Source organism: Mycobacterium gordonae (assembly GCF_002101675.1).
GTDB classification, from domain to species: domain Bacteria; phylum Actinomycetota; class Actinomycetes; order Mycobacteriales; family Mycobacteriaceae; genus Mycobacterium; species Mycobacterium gordonae.
The window spans coordinates 17,440-33,285 of record NZ_LQOY01000226.1 but is presented as its reverse complement, the minus strand read 5'-3'; the positions used below and the strand labels follow the sequence as shown (position 1 = coordinate 33,285).

The window sequence follows — 15,846 nt, the reverse complement described above, 5'->3', positions numbered from 1 at the left end:
CCTCCCCTCCGTGCAGCGCTTGTGTGCATTGTGCGTGCCAACGAGCCGACGCGGGCGGCAAAGCGCTCAATCAAAGGCGCCCAATCCCTGGGTAGCGCCGCAGCACCCGTTGAGCATCCATTGAGGATTTATTGAGGATCAATAAAGCCTGGCAACTCACCCTGACAGACGGCCCTTTGTGTTCATTGCACGACTTGGTCGGTACTGGTTGAGGTTGGCATGACGTACACATGTAGATCGGTGACGCCGCTGATTGCGCGGCAGGCAGAACTCACCGCGCTCGAAGAAGCATTCGACGATGCCCGGCGGGGAATGGGTCAGGTGTGCCTGGTGGCCGGCGAAACTGGCATCGGCAAGACTCGCCTGGCCCGTGAGCTCACCTTGCGGGCACAACAGTACGGCTGTGCGGTGCTCTGGGGCGGGTGTAGCGAACTGGAACCCGCCCTGCCCTATCTGCCCTTCAACGAAGCGATAGACACCTATCTCGCGACGGCCGATGCGGCGCACTTACGCCGACAGATTGGACCGGCCGCCGGTGCGGTCGGTGCGATCGTGCCACAACTGTCGAACGGTGCACCCCTGCCCAACGACCTGTCTGACGCTGCGGCCCGGCTGCAGCTTTTCGAGGGTGTGCTGGCGGTGATACGCGCGGTGGCGGGGCAGTCGGGCGCGCTGATGGTGATCGATGATCTGCACTTCGCGGATGCGTCGACGCGCGCGCTTGTCGATTTCGTCGCCCGGCGCACCGTCGGGCTTCCGCTGCTGTTAGTGGTGACCTACCGCTCGGATGAGGTCAGTGCGGCCCACCCGCTGCGTGCCATGTTCGACGTGTGGCGTCGCGCGGCCCTGGCAAGCGCGACGGATTTGGAACCGCTTGCCTATCGCGATGTCCGCCGTCTGGTCTGCGCACGCTTGGGCGTTGACCACGTCAGCAGCGCATTGGTTGACATGCTCGTGCAGCGCAGTGAGGGCGTGCCTTTTGCGGTCGAAGAGATGCTCGACGCAGCGATCAGCTCGGGGCACGCCTTCCAGCTTGACGGGGTCTGGCAGTGTTCGCAGCTTTCCGGGCTTCATCTGCCCGTCACTCTGGCCCTCGGCATTCTGCAGCGACTCGATCGTCTCGAGCCCGAGCACCAGAGCGTGATCACGGCAGCAGCGGTGTTGGGCAGCGCCTTTGATCCTCAGTTGCTGTCGGAGTTGACCGAATTGCCCGCAAAGGTGGTCTCGGCGGCCCTCAAGGCCGCGACCGCCGCGCAACTGGTGGAATGTGACGCGACCGACCCCAGCCGGCTGCGATTCCGTCACATTCTCACCCACGAGGCGGTGCGCGATGCGGTGCCTTCGTGGGAGGCAACGAACCTGCACAGCCGGGCCGCCGATGTGCTCGCGGCAGCGACGTCGCCGGCGCCGATCATCGATCGCGCCCGCCATCTGCTGGCCGCAGGTCGCGAGGGTGAGGCCGCGCCGCTGTGTGCGCAGGCCGCCGGAATGTCGGCGCGCGCGGGCGCGTTCGCCGAGGCGGCGATGCTCTACGAGCGCGCGCTGAGCAGCGATGTCGACCCCGCCGAACGCGGGCGCCTGCTGTGTGAACAAGGCCGTATGCTCCTGGCCAGCGGGGATCCCGCGGCAGCGATCGCCCCGCTGCAGGAGGGTGTGGACCTGCTGGAGCCGGCCGCGCACACGTCCACGGCAAAACTTCTCATGGTCCTGGGTTCGGTGCATCTGGCCCTCGGCCAACAGCTGGCCGCGCTCGACGCATTCGAACGGGCACAGGTGGTACTCGAAACCGCCCCGCCCGGGCCGGATTTGGCGTTGGTGTACGCGCGCCTGGCGATGTGGCACAACTGCAATCTCGACGGTGAGACCGGCCTCGCATTCGCCGACCGCGCTCTGGTGCTCGCCGATGAGTTCGACGCGGATCAGGGCCGCGCCGCCGCGTTGATCTGTCGCGGCGCAGCGCTGTGTGCGCTGGGACGCCGCGACGAGGGCATCGCGGTAATCGAGCGTGGGACGGCCGAGGCGATGCGGCTGCGGTTGCCGGAAGACTTCGGCGCCAGCGTCATAATCTGCGCTCTGCAGAAGGGGCTGGCTATGCGGGCCGGCGAGCTATCGACGATGGCCAACCTCGTCCGCGTTCACGCCCGCTCCCTCAACGTCGGCCCGGGTCCCGAGGTCTTGGCCGCGCTGATCGAGGCCATCGCAAGCCGGTCGATGGGCGATGTCGGCCGCACCGAGAAGGCCGCGTTGACGTTGCTCGAGGGCTCCGCGGCTGTCCCAACCGGGCTCTCGTCGTTCCTCGGACGCGAATTCTTGGCCTGGGTGCGGCTGCAGCAGGGCCGGCTGTGCGAAGCCGAGGCGCTGCTGCAAGATCTCGCACCGCGGGAGGGCTGGTGGCACCATGTCTGCGGTCCTACTCGGGTGGAGTTGGCCGCGGCGACGGGCAAGGACCCCCAAACGTCGGCCAATGTTGCGCGGGCCCTGCTCGCCCGTGCCCCTGCACTGGCCAGAGACCCCTTCGTCGTGCGCAGCGTGGTACCCGCGCTGCTGGCGGCAGGTGCCGAAGCCGAAGCCGAGCGCTGTTTGCGCGGCGCCCTGGGCCCCAGTCGGCATCCACTGGCAGTGGGCGCTGCGGCCGATCTTGCCGCTTACCGCGGCGACCTGGACGGCGCCGCCGCGCTGTACGGAGAAGCCGCCGAGGGGGCATCGGCGGCGGGTTACCACCAGTTCGCGGCCCGCTACCGCAAACGGCTCGACGAGGCCTCCGATGCGCCACACGTGCCAGCCCCGGTCAGCACCAGTCGTCTTGTGGGCCAATCGCTGAGCTGCCGCGAGTTGGAGCTGCTGGCATTGCTCGCCCACGGCCAGACCGATCAGCAAATCGCGGAGACTCTGTTCATATCGTTGCGGACGGTCCGTTCGCACTTGGACCGCATTCGGGACAAGACGGGGCGCCGACGTCGCCCCGGCTTGACGTTGTTGGCAATCGAACTGGGCCTGCTGGAAAAGCAAAACGTCAACGGTGCCGACGCGGCGGGGCTGGTGAGCGCACGGTAGGCAACCGGGGCCGGAGCCGTTGGTCAAGTTGACCCGCAACGGCCGTCAGGACTGACGGGCGACGATCACGGGAATCTTGGCCCTGTTGACCGCCGCTGCCCCGACCGATCCGAGCAACTTGCCGCGGAGCCAGCCGCAGCCGTGGCTGCCCACCACAAGCAGCTGCGCCCGTTGGGACGCCTCGATGAGGCACCGTGCCGGATCACCGATTTCGATCGTGCGGTGGATCGCCACATCGGGATAGCGTTCGTGCCAACCCGCCAACCGTTCGGCGAGGCTCTCCTCCTCCTCGGATAACTGAGCGTCCCATTCGGAGTCTTGGAACGACGCCCGAAAGCCGGAAATCCAGGGATCGGTCCAGGCGTGCAGGGCCATCAGGCCGACACCTCGTCGGGAGGCTTCGGCAAATGCGATAGCGGTCGCCGCTTCCGATGCCGGCGAGCCGTCGATGCCCACCAGCACCGGCGCCTGCGCGACACTGCCGAGCACGGTTTGGTCGTCATGGATTACCGCGACTGGGCAACGCGCGTTGTAGACCAATGCCGAACTCACCGAGCCCAGGCCACCGCGGGCCGACACGCCGCCGTGTCCTCGGTAGCCGACCACGACCATCTCCACGTCTGCGGAGAGGCCGACGAGCGTCGGGATGGTGGCCGAATTGAACACCTTGCCGTCGACTTCCAATCGACCGCATTCATCGGTGCTCGCCTCGGCGACACTGATCGCCGCTTCGATCACTCTGTGGGCCCGCCGCTTCTCCCGTTGCCTGCCGCCGGCCTGGGCGGCGACCTCGAACCACTCGGGCAAGGCGGCGTCGGAAATGTGGACCAGCGTCAGCGGCACATTCCGCAGTGCTGCATCACGGGCGGCCCAACGCACCGCGCCCAGTGCCGCTGCCGAGCCGTCAACGCATACCAAGATCGCGCCGCGTGGTGGTTGCCACATTTTCAGTTCTTCCCGATTCGCTACGTACCCATCCGCAGCTTTACTCAGGGATGTCCTCACTGTCAGGGTCGAAGAGATGCAAGCAGAAGGACCAAAGACACCGATCGAAGGTCCGGCTGTGTCTCCCGTGCGTGGCCATCACCGGTTTTCTCTTCATTTTGCTAACAGTTCGGCGGCGCCGGAGATAGATTTTGTTGGGGTGTGCGACTCGTCCGAGTCGGTTCGATGGTCGTAGCAGGTGAATCCAGTGGGCTTGTGTCGAAACGATCTGAGCCGGAATGGGATTGAGGGGGAGCGGTTATGTCGTTGATGGTCGTGCCGGAGTGGGTGACGGCGGCGGCAGCGGACGCGGCGGACGTCGCCTCATCGATCGGTGCTGCCAACGCAGCCGCGTCAGCGCCGACCACCGGCTTGCTCGCTGCCGCCGAAGACGAGGTTTCAGCGGCCATCGCGGCACTGTTCTCCGCTCACGGCGAGGGCTATCAGGTGCTCAGTGCCCAGGTCGCACGGTTCCACAGCGAGTTTGTGCACACCCTCACGACGGCCAGCAGCGCGTATGCCGCCGCCGAGGCCGCCAGTGCCGCGCCGCTGCAGACATTCGAGGGTGCCGTCACCCTCCTTCAGCAGGAGATCGCGCAGTTCCCCGCGGGCGTCGCCGCCGGCGTCAACCGGATAGCCAACGAGGTCTTCACCACGGTCTTCGGCGCGCCGGCCGGTCCGCCCATTCCCGCCGGGGACCTTGGCACCTTCACCGGCTCGCCGTCCTTGGTCACGAGGTTCGAAGAGGCTTTGCTGTACCCGGTCAAGCCGCTGCTGAATTTGTCGGGGCTGGACACCTACATCGCGACGCCGGGTAACCCGATATTGCAACTATTGGCCAGCGACGTTCCGCCGTTGTCCTGGTTCATCGGCAATTCGCCGCCGCCGTTGTTGAATCTGCTTCTCGGGGAGACGGTCTCCTACAGCACGTTTGACAATCCGACCGGCGGAACGATGAGCGTCGTGCACATCACGCCGGCTAATGCCACCGGTGAGCAGGTTGTGGCCATCCACGGCGGCGCCTTCATTTTCCCGCCGTCCTTCCTGCACTGGATTCACTATTCGGTGATGGCCTACCAAACCGGCGCGACCATTCAAGTGCCGATCTATCCGTTGCTCCAGGAGGGGGGTACGGCCGGGCTTGTGGTGCCGATGATGGCGAACTTCATTTCCGCACAAACCACGCAATACGGCACACCGTACGTCAGCGTCATCGGAGACTCCGCCGGGGGCAACCTCGCGCTCGCGTCCGTTCAGCAGATGATGCTCAACGGTGCGCAACTGCCGTCGTCGATGGTCCTGCTGTCTCCCTGGCTCGACTTGTCCATGACCAACCCGAATATCGCGTTCGTTCAGGATCCGTTGCTGCCCGTCGGGCTGGCCCAGCAGTTCGGCAGACAGTGGGCTGGGGGCCTGCCCATCGGCAACTATCAGGTGAGCCCGATCAACGGACCGCTGGCCGGTCTGCCGCCGACGACCGTCTACACCGGCAACCTGGACATTCTCTCTCCGGATGCACTCGTGTTGAAGGCGAGAGCCGCTCTCGACAATGCGCCGTTCAGCTTCGTACTGGCCAATGGCCAAATCCACGACTGGCTCATTCTCACCCTGGACGGGCCCGTGTACTGGCACCAGATCAACCAGGAGCTCGGTATCGCGGCCTGATTGCGTCACCTGCTGCCCATCGACCCTGAAAATTCGCAGCGAAAAAGCGAGTACGGCCCTGCAGGAATTCAGTGTCGGCGAGAAGATTCGAGGCACCCATGTCCAATGGGGTACCAGAACCCGCTGATGACGGGCATTACATCGTTGTTGACGGTCGCAGGTGGCGTGCGAGCGATCCGTTGATTCCCGAAGAACGTAGGCAAGACCTGGTCCGGATACTGATGGCGTGGCGCCGAGAGGTGCGACGCACCAAGGGAACTCCTGAGGAGCCGACTGCCCGAGCCGGCGTGCATGCCGCCAAGGTCGCACTCGGGGAGCGTGGCTCACCGCCGTGGTGGGAGGCGAGTCAAGAGCAACGCCGTGCTCGATGGCAGGCCGAGGTCAGCGAGCCCGGCTGACAGACCCCATGATCGGCCATCGCCCTAGGCGGGAGCCGCGTCTCGGTCTCGTTCACCAGAGCACGCCATGCTCAGTCGACAAGATGAACCCGTGGTTGCCCTCGGTCTGGCAGTGCACCGCGCCCTGGTTGTCGACCGCGCAGACCGCACCCATGGTCTGAACGCGGTAGCCGGCGGGCAGCACCGGGAAGTTGCGGGTGAAGGTCTTGGTGTCCGAATGCCGATATTGGGCGGGGTGGGTCGCGTCGGCGAAGGTTTGGTTGGTTCCCGGTGGAGCGTCCGCTGGCACCGTGTCGCAGCCGATCGGTCCGCCGTTGGGCGCAATGCCGCAGTAGCGCCCATCGGGTGTGGTGAAGTAGACCCAGGAAAAGGACGAGGAACTGTAGGTGCCTGAGGCGAGCGGATAGCCGTCGAGGTCGTCCACCGGTGGCGTGTTGTCATCCCCAGGCGCAGCATCGGCCGGAGCGATCGAGATCGCCACCGCACCCAACATGGCCAACGCCCCAAACTGCCAGTGCCGCATCCGCTGACACTATTCGGCCCGGCCGGGGCGCGGGGTGGACCAAGGGCCCCAATCGCGGGGTCCTTAGTCTCTAATCGCGGTCGCGGCGGGCTGCCGACACCGGGCAATCTGCTGCGTGCAAAGTCATTTCGGATCATCGCGGCCATGTCGGCGGCACTCGCGCCGTCGGGACGGTTAGTGGAGCTGCCTGGAAAGTGCTCGAACAAAAGGCTGGATGCTCCGGGACTTTGGACCCTATCGACGTGCTCAGTGCGGTGCTGTGATCAGACCATCCCTAGCGGGCGGGGCGGCAAAAATCATGGGCGATCGTCGAATCGCTGTTGACGAGGGGGCCTACGCCAATCAGTCCGGTCCCGCCGGCCGGGCTTTCGTCCTGGCGACGAGGCAGGAGACGGTTTCATATGGCCAATGACGCGAACGGACAGTGGATCGGTCTGGGCGTCGGCGACGTGGACAGGGCTGACACACCGCGCGACGCTCCGAACTGGGACGCGATCCGGCTGATGACGGCCAAATTGCACGACAAGTACCAGTGGGCACGCGACCTGGGAGTGGTGGCCCAGCCGAACTACGACGAACTCGTGGCGCGCGCCGTCGAACAGTTCTGCCAGCGAACCGGGCTCCCGATCATCCTCGATCCGAGTGGGCGCGCGGTCGCCAATCTCGCTGTCCGGCAACGGCTGGGCAGTTACCCGGCACCGGGCGCCGATGACAGGGTGCGGGCCGGCTCGGCGCCGATCCTGCCGATCATGTTCACCGTCGAAGGCCACAAGTCGGACATGTTCTTCGGTCCGGTGGCCAACACGGCCACTCAGTTGGAAGGTGAGGGGCTGTGCCGCCATCAGCCGATCGGCTACAACAACGCTGCCTTTCCGTTCGATAACGCCAGCGGCGAGAACGAACTCGCCCGCCTGGTAGGGGCGACCGTCATGAACAACGGGGTGCCGTTCCCCGCGGGCACCAAGTGGGTGCTCGGCATCTTCAGTCAGGGCGCCATCGTTGGGTTCGACTTCTGGATGAACTATCTCGCACCCGGTAAGCCATTGGAATGGCGGGAGCCGGATCTGCTCGGCGTGCTCGCGTACGGCAACCCATGCCGCGCAACCGGCAGTATCGCTCCCTGGGCCGAGGGTTGGATCAAGAACACCGAAACGCACGGCCTGGACCCATACCGGCGCTTCGGCCTGCCCGGCTTCCCGGTGAAGCCGGACAACTGGTTGGACGTCTACCGCGGGGGAGATATCTTCGCCGAGAACGGCGACGACAACGCCAGCAAGGCGAAAGCGGCGGTGTACCAGGCCGTCGCGCGCGGCGACATTTTCTCGAATTCGTTCTCGCTGGCCTTCCAGATCGCCGCCCTGTTTCGCGAGCCTGCGGAAGAAATCTGGGCCATCATCGACGCGATCATGTCGGGCGTCGTGTTCCTGAACGACAAGCCGAACCCGCACTACTCGCCTTACGACATCAGCGGCGGGGTGAGCTGGGTGCGAAGCTTGCTGACCGGTCAGCTGGCGGTGCCGGCACCAGCCGCTAACGCGTGAGAAACGCAGAGAAAGAAAATCATGGCATCGAAACAAGCCGCAAAGCCAAAGCCGTCCCGCCAGTTGAGGATTGATAAGTCCGGGGGCAAGGTGAAGTACCACCCACTGGCTCCCGGCACCCATACCGGTCAGAGTAGCGGTTACCGCACCGGCGACCGCCCCGATCATCGTGGTGTCGATATCGCGGCCAGTCACGGCACCCCGATCTATGCACCTGCCGACGGATTCTTCGTCCACGTCGGAATCAATGACGATCCGGGCGGTTTCGGTTCGTGGCTGTGGATCGACGCACAACAGGAATGGGACCTGGACTTCGTTCTCGGCCACATGCCGCCGTCATCATTGGTGAACCCGGACACCGGTCAACCATGGAAGACCAACGAGCGCGTGCGGGCCGGCCAGCAGATCGCGGTCGTCGGCTCGGAGGGTGGTTCCTCGGGCCCGCACCTGCACTTCGAGACCTGGGGCCCACCCGGTCGCAAAGGTGGGCAGGACCGCGATCCCAACCAGGCGTGGCTCATCGACGCGGTCGATCCGCGGAAGGCGCCGAAAAGGCAAGCTATCGAGCCTGTTACGTCGCTGGTGGGCCAGCTGCTGGTCGACTATTCCGCCGGTGTTCCCAGTGCCGAGCAGATCCGGGCCGCCGGGTACGCCGGAGCGGTGCGTTACGTCTCCGACCCGCGCGAAGACTGGATGCGCGGAAAACCGTTACGCAAGCAGGAGGCCGACGATCTGCGGTCCCACGGCCTCGCGGTGGTGTCGAACTACCAGTTCGGTAAGGCCGCCACCGCGGACTGGAAAGGCGGAGCGGCGCAGGGGCGCAAAGACGCCGAGCGGGGGCTGCGACTGCACACCGAGGCCGGTGGACCGAACACCGCGCCGATCTACGTGTCGATTGACGCCTGCCCCAGCGAACAAGAGTGGAACACCCAGTTGCCGCCCGTACCTGCTGGCTTGGCAGGAACGGCTCGGCAAAGAACGGATGGGCGTGTACTGCAACTTCCCCTGCATCGAGTGGGCGATCCGCGACGGCATCGGGACGTATTTCTGGATGCACAATTGGGACGAGGGATACAGCGGGGGACAGGTCCATCCGGCTGCCCACCTGCACCAGTTCGAGATCGACAAACAGCGCGTCGGCGGCGTCGGCGTGGATCGCAACCGCATCCTGCGAGAAGACTTCGGTCAATGGGATGTCGTCGCCGTAAGCACTGCGACACAACAAGATTCGGCCCGCTGGAAGATGCTGAAGCGCCTGGGATCGCTGGATCACGGGTCCGGCGCCGATGCCGTCGCGGAAGTCATCATCGGCGAAACACTGCGGCGCCGCTACAACCGAGACGAAGTGATCGCCTGCCTGTCGACGGCGATACAGGAGTCGGGGCTGCGTCCGGACGCGATCGGCGGCGGGGGAGCATGGCACGGCATCTACCAGCAGGACGAGAGCTATCCCGGTCGCGACGATCCCAATGAGAACATCCGGGTGTTCCTTGACCGGCTCGACGAAAAGCGCTGCAGTGCAGGGGCATCGCCAGACGTATGGAAGAACATCTTCTGGCTCCAGCAGCGTCCGGGCGAAACTCCGCGGACGACGCTTACCACGATCCGGACGCGCGCCGCGATTATCTCAACGAAATCCGCAGCCGCATGACACAAGCCGGCGAGATGGTCGAGCGTTTCGCCGGAACCCAAGGAACCCAAGAGGAAGGAAAAGAAGTGACGTACACCGGGGACCCCGTGTGGCTGGAAGATGTTCTGCGCGAAGCGCTCGGCAAACGATTGGTCGTCCACGAGGGCTGGCAGGACCGTGGCACGGGATGTGGCGAGAACGGCTCCAGTTCGATGGGGCCGATCTGGGGCGTGATGATCCACCACACGGGCAACGTCAAGGAACGGTGGGAGGTGATCCGCGACGGCGTCATGCAGCCGACAGGGTGGCTGCCAGGGCCGCTGTCACAAGGGCTGATCACCTCGGACGGGACCTTCCATTTGGTGGCTGTCGGGCCGTGCAACCACGCCGGTTCGGGGTGTTATCCCGGAATCCCCGACGGCTGCGGCAACACTCGGCTCATCGGGTTCGAGTGCGCCTGGCAACCAGGGTCGCACTACGCGGGCAACGAGACGTGGCCCGCTGATCAGATCGTCACCATGCGAGACGCCACCGCGGCAATCCTGAAGAAGCTGGGGTATGACTCGAGCCACGTCATCGGGCACAAGGAGTGGGCCGGTGCCGAGAACCCGCTGGGTATCGACACCCAGGGCAAGCCGGACCCGGGTGACATGGACATGAAGTGGTTCCGCGGCGAGGTCCAGAAGGCGATCCTCGGTGTGTTCAAGAAATTCGAGAAGCAGGAGCCGAAGGTCGAGGAGCCGAAGACGCAGATGCCTGAGCTCACCGATCACGCTCTGCTGCAACAGATCTGGGTGCAGTTGTTGGGGCCGGACGGCAAGGGCTGGCCGCAACTAGGGGGCAGGACTCTGGTCGATGCGCTGGCGGAGGTCCTCAACGGAGACAACGCCGGCCACCTTGCTGCCACGAACCCGCCCGCGCTGACCAAGCCGCTCCCCACGCGCGCGCGGCGATCCCCGGCCAAGAAGAAGGCCACCACCCGCAGCAGGAACGCCACCGGCGCAGGGTCGCTGCAGGACGCCTGAGCGCCGCGAACCTTATGCGTTGCCGAGCACAATCTGGCTGAACAGCGTCGCCGCCCAGTAGGTCGCCAGCAGAGTCGACGCGAGGCCCAACAACGCAACGAAAATGGGCGGCGTCAGGATCAGTGCTCCCAGCTGTACGAGAAAGGTCCAGGGATTGTCATCCGCGGCCGGCGCGACGGCCGCGGCCGGCGACAACACCGCGGCATTGGCGGCCTCGGCGCCCTGGTAAGCGTCAGCGCCCCCCGTTAGAGCCTGGGTGAACTGGTCGTGAAATGCGGCCACCTGGCCGCCGAGTTTCTGGAAATCCTGCGCATGTGACCGGAAAACGTCGGCGATTGCCGTGGATACCTCATCGCCGGCAGCGCTGGCGATGATGGTGGTCGGTGTTGCCGCCTCGTGATGGGCGAATCGTATGTCGGATCCGATGGCTGCCAATGCACGCGATGCGGTGATGAGCATTTCCGGCGCAACCTGCATCTTCGGCAGCCTATCCAGTACGGCGCAGGTCGACATGGGTTTCCCGCAAACCGCCCCGTGACTCATCGGCGGCGGCATAAGCTCCGGCTCATCGGGCGATCGAAGGGTGAGTGGCGCGGTGTCGTACGTTCTTGCGTTTCCGGAGGTGATGTCCGCCGCGGCGACAGAGGTTTCGTCGATCGGCTCGGTGGTCGCGACCGCAAATCAGAGCGCGGCGCAGGCCACTACCGCCGTACTGGCTGCGGCGGAAGACGAGATATCAGCGGCGATCGCCGCCCTGTTCAGCGCCCACGGTGAGGGCTATCAAGTACTCAGCGCACAGCTGACCGCTTATCAACAACGGTTCACCCAGGCCCTGGAGGTCGCCGCCGGCGCGTACGCCTCCGCTGAGGCGGCCAGTGCTGCGCCGTTGGCGGCCTTCGAGCAAGTGGTGCTCGGCGTTCAACAGATCCCCGCAACCGTAAGCGCCGGATTCGCGTCTCTGACGTCGGTGCAGGGTTCGCCGCTCCTGGCGCTGATCGCCAGCGACCTGCCGCCCTTGTCGTGGTTCCTCGGTAACTCTCCGCCGCCGTTGCTGAACGCGCTGCTGGGCCAGACGGTCCAGTTCACCTCGTATGACGGGATGCGGGTCGTACAGATCACGCCGGCCAATCCGACCGGTGAATACGTCGTCGCCCTGCATGGCGGCGCGTTCATTTTCCCGCCGTCGTTCTTCCACTGGATCAACTACTCGGTGACGGCATACCAGACCGGCGCCACCTTCGAGGTGCCGATTTATCCGCTGCTGCAGGAAGGCGGTACCGCCGGCTGGGTGGTGCCCCGCACGGCGGGCCTGATCTCCTCACTGATCACGCAGCACGGGGCGGAGAACGTCAGCGTCGTCGGCGACTCCGCGGGCGGCAATCTCGCACTGTCCTCCGTTCAGTACCTGGTCAGCCACGGCGACCCGGTACCTGCGTCAATGGTGTTGTTGTCACCGTGGCTGGACGTGGGCCCCCGCGATCTCGGCGTGGTGTGGGCTGGCGGTCTGTCCACGACCAACCCGATGGTGAGTCCGCTGTACGGGTCATTGGCCGGGCTGCCCCCGACGTATGTTTATTCCGGCGCGCTGGATCCACTCGTACTCCAAGCGGCTGTCCTTCAGCAGGCAGCCATCGCTCAAGGGGCCCCGGTCAGCTTCATCCTGAACCAGACCGGCATTCACGACTTCATCCTGCTCACTCCGAGCGGTTTGCCCTACTGGCCGGACATCAACCGCCAGCTGGGCATAGCCGCCTGATCGCGAGCCGCCTAAGCGGTCGCCGGGGCCTCGGACGGCACGGGCGCGAGCTCTCCCGACGGGACCTGAGTCGGCACGGGGTCGAACGCGGCGGGATCGGCGAGATACTCGCGGAAGATGCGGGCCATCGTCGCCGCCTGATAGCCATCGACGAACCGGTGGTCGAGGTTAATCGTCAGCGGTAACACCGGACGAACGACGGGTTGACCGTCTCGAGCCAATACTTTGTCGGTCACGGCTCCCAGCAGGATCGTGATGGGTACGTGGCAGAACGTCGGCACCGGGGCGGCGGCTGAATCCAGGCCGTAGGTCCCCACGTTGCTGACCAGAATGGATCCGTACGGGCGGGCTTCGAGTCCGGTGAACGGCAGGGCCAACTGCAGGCTCTCGGTGACGAATCCCACGCCCGCCATCAGCGGACGAAGCAGCAGCGGCGGCAACCCCTTCACCATGGCCTTCATCTTCTTGAACTGCGGGTCATGATCGTCGCGGATACGGCCGGCGCGATCGGCCAGCTCCTTGGCGATCGCCCAGGGCGGCTTCTCGTTGATGCGGCGCACGACGGTGCCCGACAGATCGGTTCTGGCTGCCTCGACCCCGGATACCGGATCGGTGCGAAGCGATACGACGAAGAAGCAATCGACGGTGGGGGAGGGCAGGAAACTGCCGAACACCACCCGCCCGTTGAGGCCCGGCAGAGCTTCGACGACCTTGCCGGCAGCCCGGCCGACGAGATCCACCGGGGTGATGTGCTGGCCGGTGGCGTCGCGCACCTGGTCGATGTAATCGAGCAGTCGAGGGGCTTCGATGTCGATCGTGGCCGAGATCGTCGGGTCTGTCCTCGGACGCCAGGTCGCCATGGCGATCTTTCGCCAGACGGAGAATGGGATTGCTGACGTGGTCTCGGGCATCGGACACCTCTTCTCGCACGCGGCTACGCCATCCGATTGTTCGGCCACAGCCCGCGGCGCGGCCAGAGGACAAGGTCACTTGGGCCGCGGGTCTTTGGCAGCCTCAGCCGGCCGCCTGCAAAGTGATATCGGAGAGCTCGGTCCGGCTCTGACCATTCGTGGAGCCCAGCGTGGAGATCCACACCAGCACATTCGTGGTCTTGTCGTGCTTCGTCACGGCAATCCGGTTGCGCCCGGGTTGCAACGTCGCGGTGGGAGCCAACTCGGTCGTCTCCGCGAGTTTGGCGGGCTTTTCGGTAGGCGACGAGCGGATCTGTACCTGGGTCCCCGTGCTGGGCACGTCGAGCATCACCGCGCTCAAGGCCGTGGGTTCGGACAGGTGCAGGATGAGGCCCATCCCCTGGATGAACTTCGGGAAGGGCACCGCGTCGGTGTAGGTCACGGTGGACCATCCGGTGTTGGGGTTCCCGTCGATCGCCAGTCGGGCGTCCTGCGGGTTGTCCGGGGTGCCGTCGGGTGAGAACACGGCGGCGCTCACCGGCTTGACGATGGGTCCGGGCCGCGTTTGGCGGCCGAATCCGTGGGTGAAGTAGAAGACGCCACCGGCGGTCAGCGCGATGACGGCGACAACGGCCAGGGCCGCCAGTGCCCACCGTTTGCGCCTCTTGGGTGAGGTGGCCATCGGCGCGGTGGGCGATGCGGCGGGAGCCGCAGGCCGCGGGCGCTTCGGGCGCGCGCCCGCCGACAGGTTGACGATCTTGTCGGCATCGAGGATCTCGCCGTCCCACATGCCGGTGACCTCGACTTCGTCCCCGTCGGTGAGCTGACCCGGGACCAGATCCGTTTGTATCTCGACCGGAAGCAGAGCCGGTAGGTCCTCCAGCGGTTCGTGCGGCAGCACGTGCAGAGACAGGGTGCCGACGTGATCTTCGACACCGGTCGGGCTTGTTTGCACGGCACGCGCGGTTCCGCTGATGATCAGACGTTCCAGTCGCTGCGTCATTGGACGCTCCGCAGCGCTGGGGCTTTCGGCCCGCTGGTGCCGCGCGAGCGCGCGGGCGAATTCCGCGCACGTCGGGTACCGCTTGTTCGGGTCTTTGGCCAGCGCCTTCGCCAGCACGGCGTCCAGATGTGCCAGCTCGGGCCGGCGTTGCGATATCCGCGGCGGCGGCGAATTGAGGTGGTGGCTGAGCACGACGGCCCGGTTCGAGTCTTGAAACGGCGGGGCGCCGGTCAGCAGGAAGAACGTGGTGGCGGCCAGCGCATACTGGTCCGCCCGACCGTCCAACGGCTTGCCCAGCAGTTGTTCGGGCGCGACGTAACTGATGGTGCCAACGGCGACGTTCGCCTCCGTCAGGTTGCTGACGTCGTCGATCCTGCGGGCGATTCCGAAGTCGGTCAGCAGCACGCGGCGGCGGTGGCCGTCGGCCGCGGCCACCAAGATGTTCTCCGGCTTGACGTCGCGGTGGAGCAGGCGACGATCATGACCGAAGTCCAGCGCCTCGGCGACCGCGGTCACGATTTCCGCGACATCTCCCTCGGGCATCCCGTCGGGATAGCGCTCGCGCACCAACTGGCCGGCGTCCATGCCGTCCACGTATTCCATCGAGATCCACAGCCGGCCGTTGAACTCGCCGCGGTCGAGGACGCCGACGATGTGCGGGTGCCACAGCGTCGCCGCCAGTTCGGCTTCGCGCTTGAATCTCGCCTGAAACTCCTGGTCGGCCGTGGCTGCCAGGGACAAGACCTTCAGCGCGTCGTGACGTGGCAGACGCGGGTGCTGGGCGAGGTAGACCTCGCCCATCCCGCCAGTGCCGAGCAGGCGCTCGATCACGTAGCCAGCGAAGACCTCGCCGTTTTTGAACGGCATGTCCGAAAGCCTACAAACCGGCACGGCGGGGGAGCCAATTCCGCTCGCCACCCGCGGTGCCGGCCGGCGGCGGCTACTCGGCAGGCGGCTTGGTGTCGGCTTGCTTGTGTACCGCCTCGTTTGCACTGCTCACGACGCTGCGGATGAACTCGTACTGGGTCTTGACGAGCTTGTCCGCCATGTCCAGAGCGGCGTCCACAATGGTGTTGCGCCGCGATGGGTGGTCATCACCATGCCCCGGCAGCGACTCCTCCACGGTGCCGACGAACTTGCGTACGGCGTCAATCGCCGCCCGCTGTCCGGATTCGACCGACTTGAGGACATCGTCGGACAGGCCGGCCGCTCGTTCGGACAGGTCTGCCGCGCGCTCGGCGACGGTCTTCTTCTCGGTGTCTGTCTCTGCCATGATGGCGCTCCTCCCGGTTGCTGCGGAAATTCAGCATGCGCCCCGGGCGGAGTTGTCTGTAGGGCCGATGGTCCCTGGTCCGG

Annotated in this window: 12 protein-coding genes and 2 pseudogenes; 8 read left to right on the top strand and 6 right to left on the bottom strand. The window is 65.7% G+C overall.

Annotated features, from left to right (window positions below):
- Positions 1 to 240 precede the first annotated feature (240 nt).
- A complete protein-coding gene (locus tag AWC08_RS28460) occupies positions 241 to 3,054 on the top strand; it encodes an ATP-binding protein (RefSeq protein WP_069433304.1) in 2,814 nt (937 codons plus the stop codon).
- Positions 3,055 to 3,099: 45 nt separating this feature from the next.
- Here the strand turns inward: AWC08_RS28460 and AWC08_RS28455 are convergent, their stop codons facing one another.
- Positions 3,100 to 3,999 (bottom strand): universal stress protein, encoded by a 900-nt coding sequence (locus tag AWC08_RS28455; RefSeq protein WP_065137108.1) that lies wholly within the window; start codon positions 3,997 to 3,999, stop codon positions 3,100 to 3,102.
- A gap of 300 nt (positions 4,000 to 4,299) precedes the next feature.
- On the opposite strand from AWC08_RS28455, the gene lipY (AWC08_RS28450) reads away from it, so the two are divergent.
- Positions 4,300 to 5,703: a triacylglycerol lipase LipY gene (lipY, locus tag AWC08_RS28450; protein ID WP_065137107.1), complete on the top strand. Its 1,404-nt coding sequence runs from the start codon at positions 4,300 to 4,302 to the stop codon at positions 5,701 to 5,703.
- 98 nt (positions 5,704 to 5,801) lie between these two features.
- A complete protein-coding gene (locus AWC08_RS28445) occupies positions 5,802 to 6,101 on the top strand; it encodes a hypothetical protein (protein ID WP_082986752.1) in 300 nt (99 codons plus the stop codon).
- A gap of 52 nt (positions 6,102 to 6,153) precedes the next feature.
- Here the strand turns inward: AWC08_RS28445 and AWC08_RS28440 are convergent, their stop codons facing one another.
- Complete coding sequence (locus AWC08_RS28440; RefSeq protein ID WP_065137106.1) at positions 6,154 to 6,624, bottom strand: hypothetical protein; 471 nt, start codon at positions 6,622 to 6,624, stop codon at positions 6,154 to 6,156.
- 401 nt (positions 6,625 to 7,025) lie between these two features.
- On the opposite strand from AWC08_RS28440, the gene AWC08_RS28435 reads away from it, so the two are divergent.
- The 4 genes and pseudogenes from AWC08_RS28435 to AWC08_RS28425 all read left to right on the top strand — a co-directional run bounded on the left by AWC08_RS28435 (position 7,026) and on the right by AWC08_RS28425 (position 10,820).
- Entirely contained in the window at positions 7,026 to 8,165 is a 1,140-nt protein-coding gene (locus AWC08_RS28435) for a peptidoglycan-binding protein (RefSeq protein WP_142283862.1), read from the top strand.
- Positions 8,166 to 8,186: 21 nt separating this feature from the next.
- Positions 8,187 to 8,570: pseudogene (locus AWC08_RS39770) on the top strand (M23 family metallopeptidase); the annotation flags it as partial.
- A 156-nt stretch (positions 8,571 to 8,726) separates the two neighbouring features.
- A pseudogene (locus AWC08_RS39765) lies at positions 8,727 to 9,357 on the top strand (DUF1906 domain-containing protein); the annotation flags it as partial.
- Between the two features lie 524 nt (positions 9,358 to 9,881).
- Positions 9,882 to 10,820: an N-acetylmuramoyl-L-alanine amidase gene (locus tag AWC08_RS28425; RefSeq protein ID WP_083271087.1), complete on the top strand. Its 939-nt coding sequence runs from the start codon at positions 9,882 to 9,884 to the stop codon at positions 10,818 to 10,820.
- Positions 10,821 to 10,832: 12 nt separating this feature from the next.
- On the opposite strand, the gene AWC08_RS28420 is transcribed toward AWC08_RS28425, so the two are convergent.
- A complete protein-coding gene (locus tag AWC08_RS28420) occupies positions 10,833 to 11,297 on the bottom strand; it encodes a PE family protein (protein ID WP_065137104.1) in 465 nt (154 codons plus the stop codon).
- A 118-nt stretch (positions 11,298 to 11,415) separates the two neighbouring features.
- On the opposite strand from AWC08_RS28420, the gene lipY (AWC08_RS28415) reads away from it, so the two are divergent.
- Positions 11,416 to 12,576 (top strand): triacylglycerol lipase LipY, encoded by a 1,161-nt coding sequence (gene lipY, locus AWC08_RS28415; protein ID WP_082986757.1) that lies wholly within the window; start codon positions 11,416 to 11,418, stop codon positions 12,574 to 12,576.
- A gap of 11 nt (positions 12,577 to 12,587) precedes the next feature.
- On the opposite strand, the gene AWC08_RS28410 is transcribed toward lipY (AWC08_RS28415), so the two are convergent.
- The 3 genes from AWC08_RS28410 to AWC08_RS28400 form a co-directional block, all read right to left on the bottom strand.
- Positions 12,588 to 13,349: a 2-oxo acid dehydrogenase subunit E2 gene (locus AWC08_RS28410; protein WP_159460032.1), complete on the bottom strand. Its 762-nt coding sequence runs from the start codon at positions 13,347 to 13,349 to the stop codon at positions 12,588 to 12,590.
- Positions 13,350 to 13,590: 241 nt separating this feature from the next.
- Entirely contained in the window at positions 13,591 to 15,357 is a 1,767-nt protein-coding gene (locus AWC08_RS28405; RefSeq protein WP_069433308.1) for a serine/threonine-protein kinase, read from the bottom strand.
- 73 nt (positions 15,358 to 15,430) lie between these two features.
- Complete coding sequence (locus AWC08_RS28400; RefSeq protein ID WP_065137101.1) at positions 15,431 to 15,763, bottom strand: hypothetical protein; 333 nt, start codon at positions 15,761 to 15,763, stop codon at positions 15,431 to 15,433.
- Positions 15,764 to 15,846: the final 83 nt, after the last annotated feature.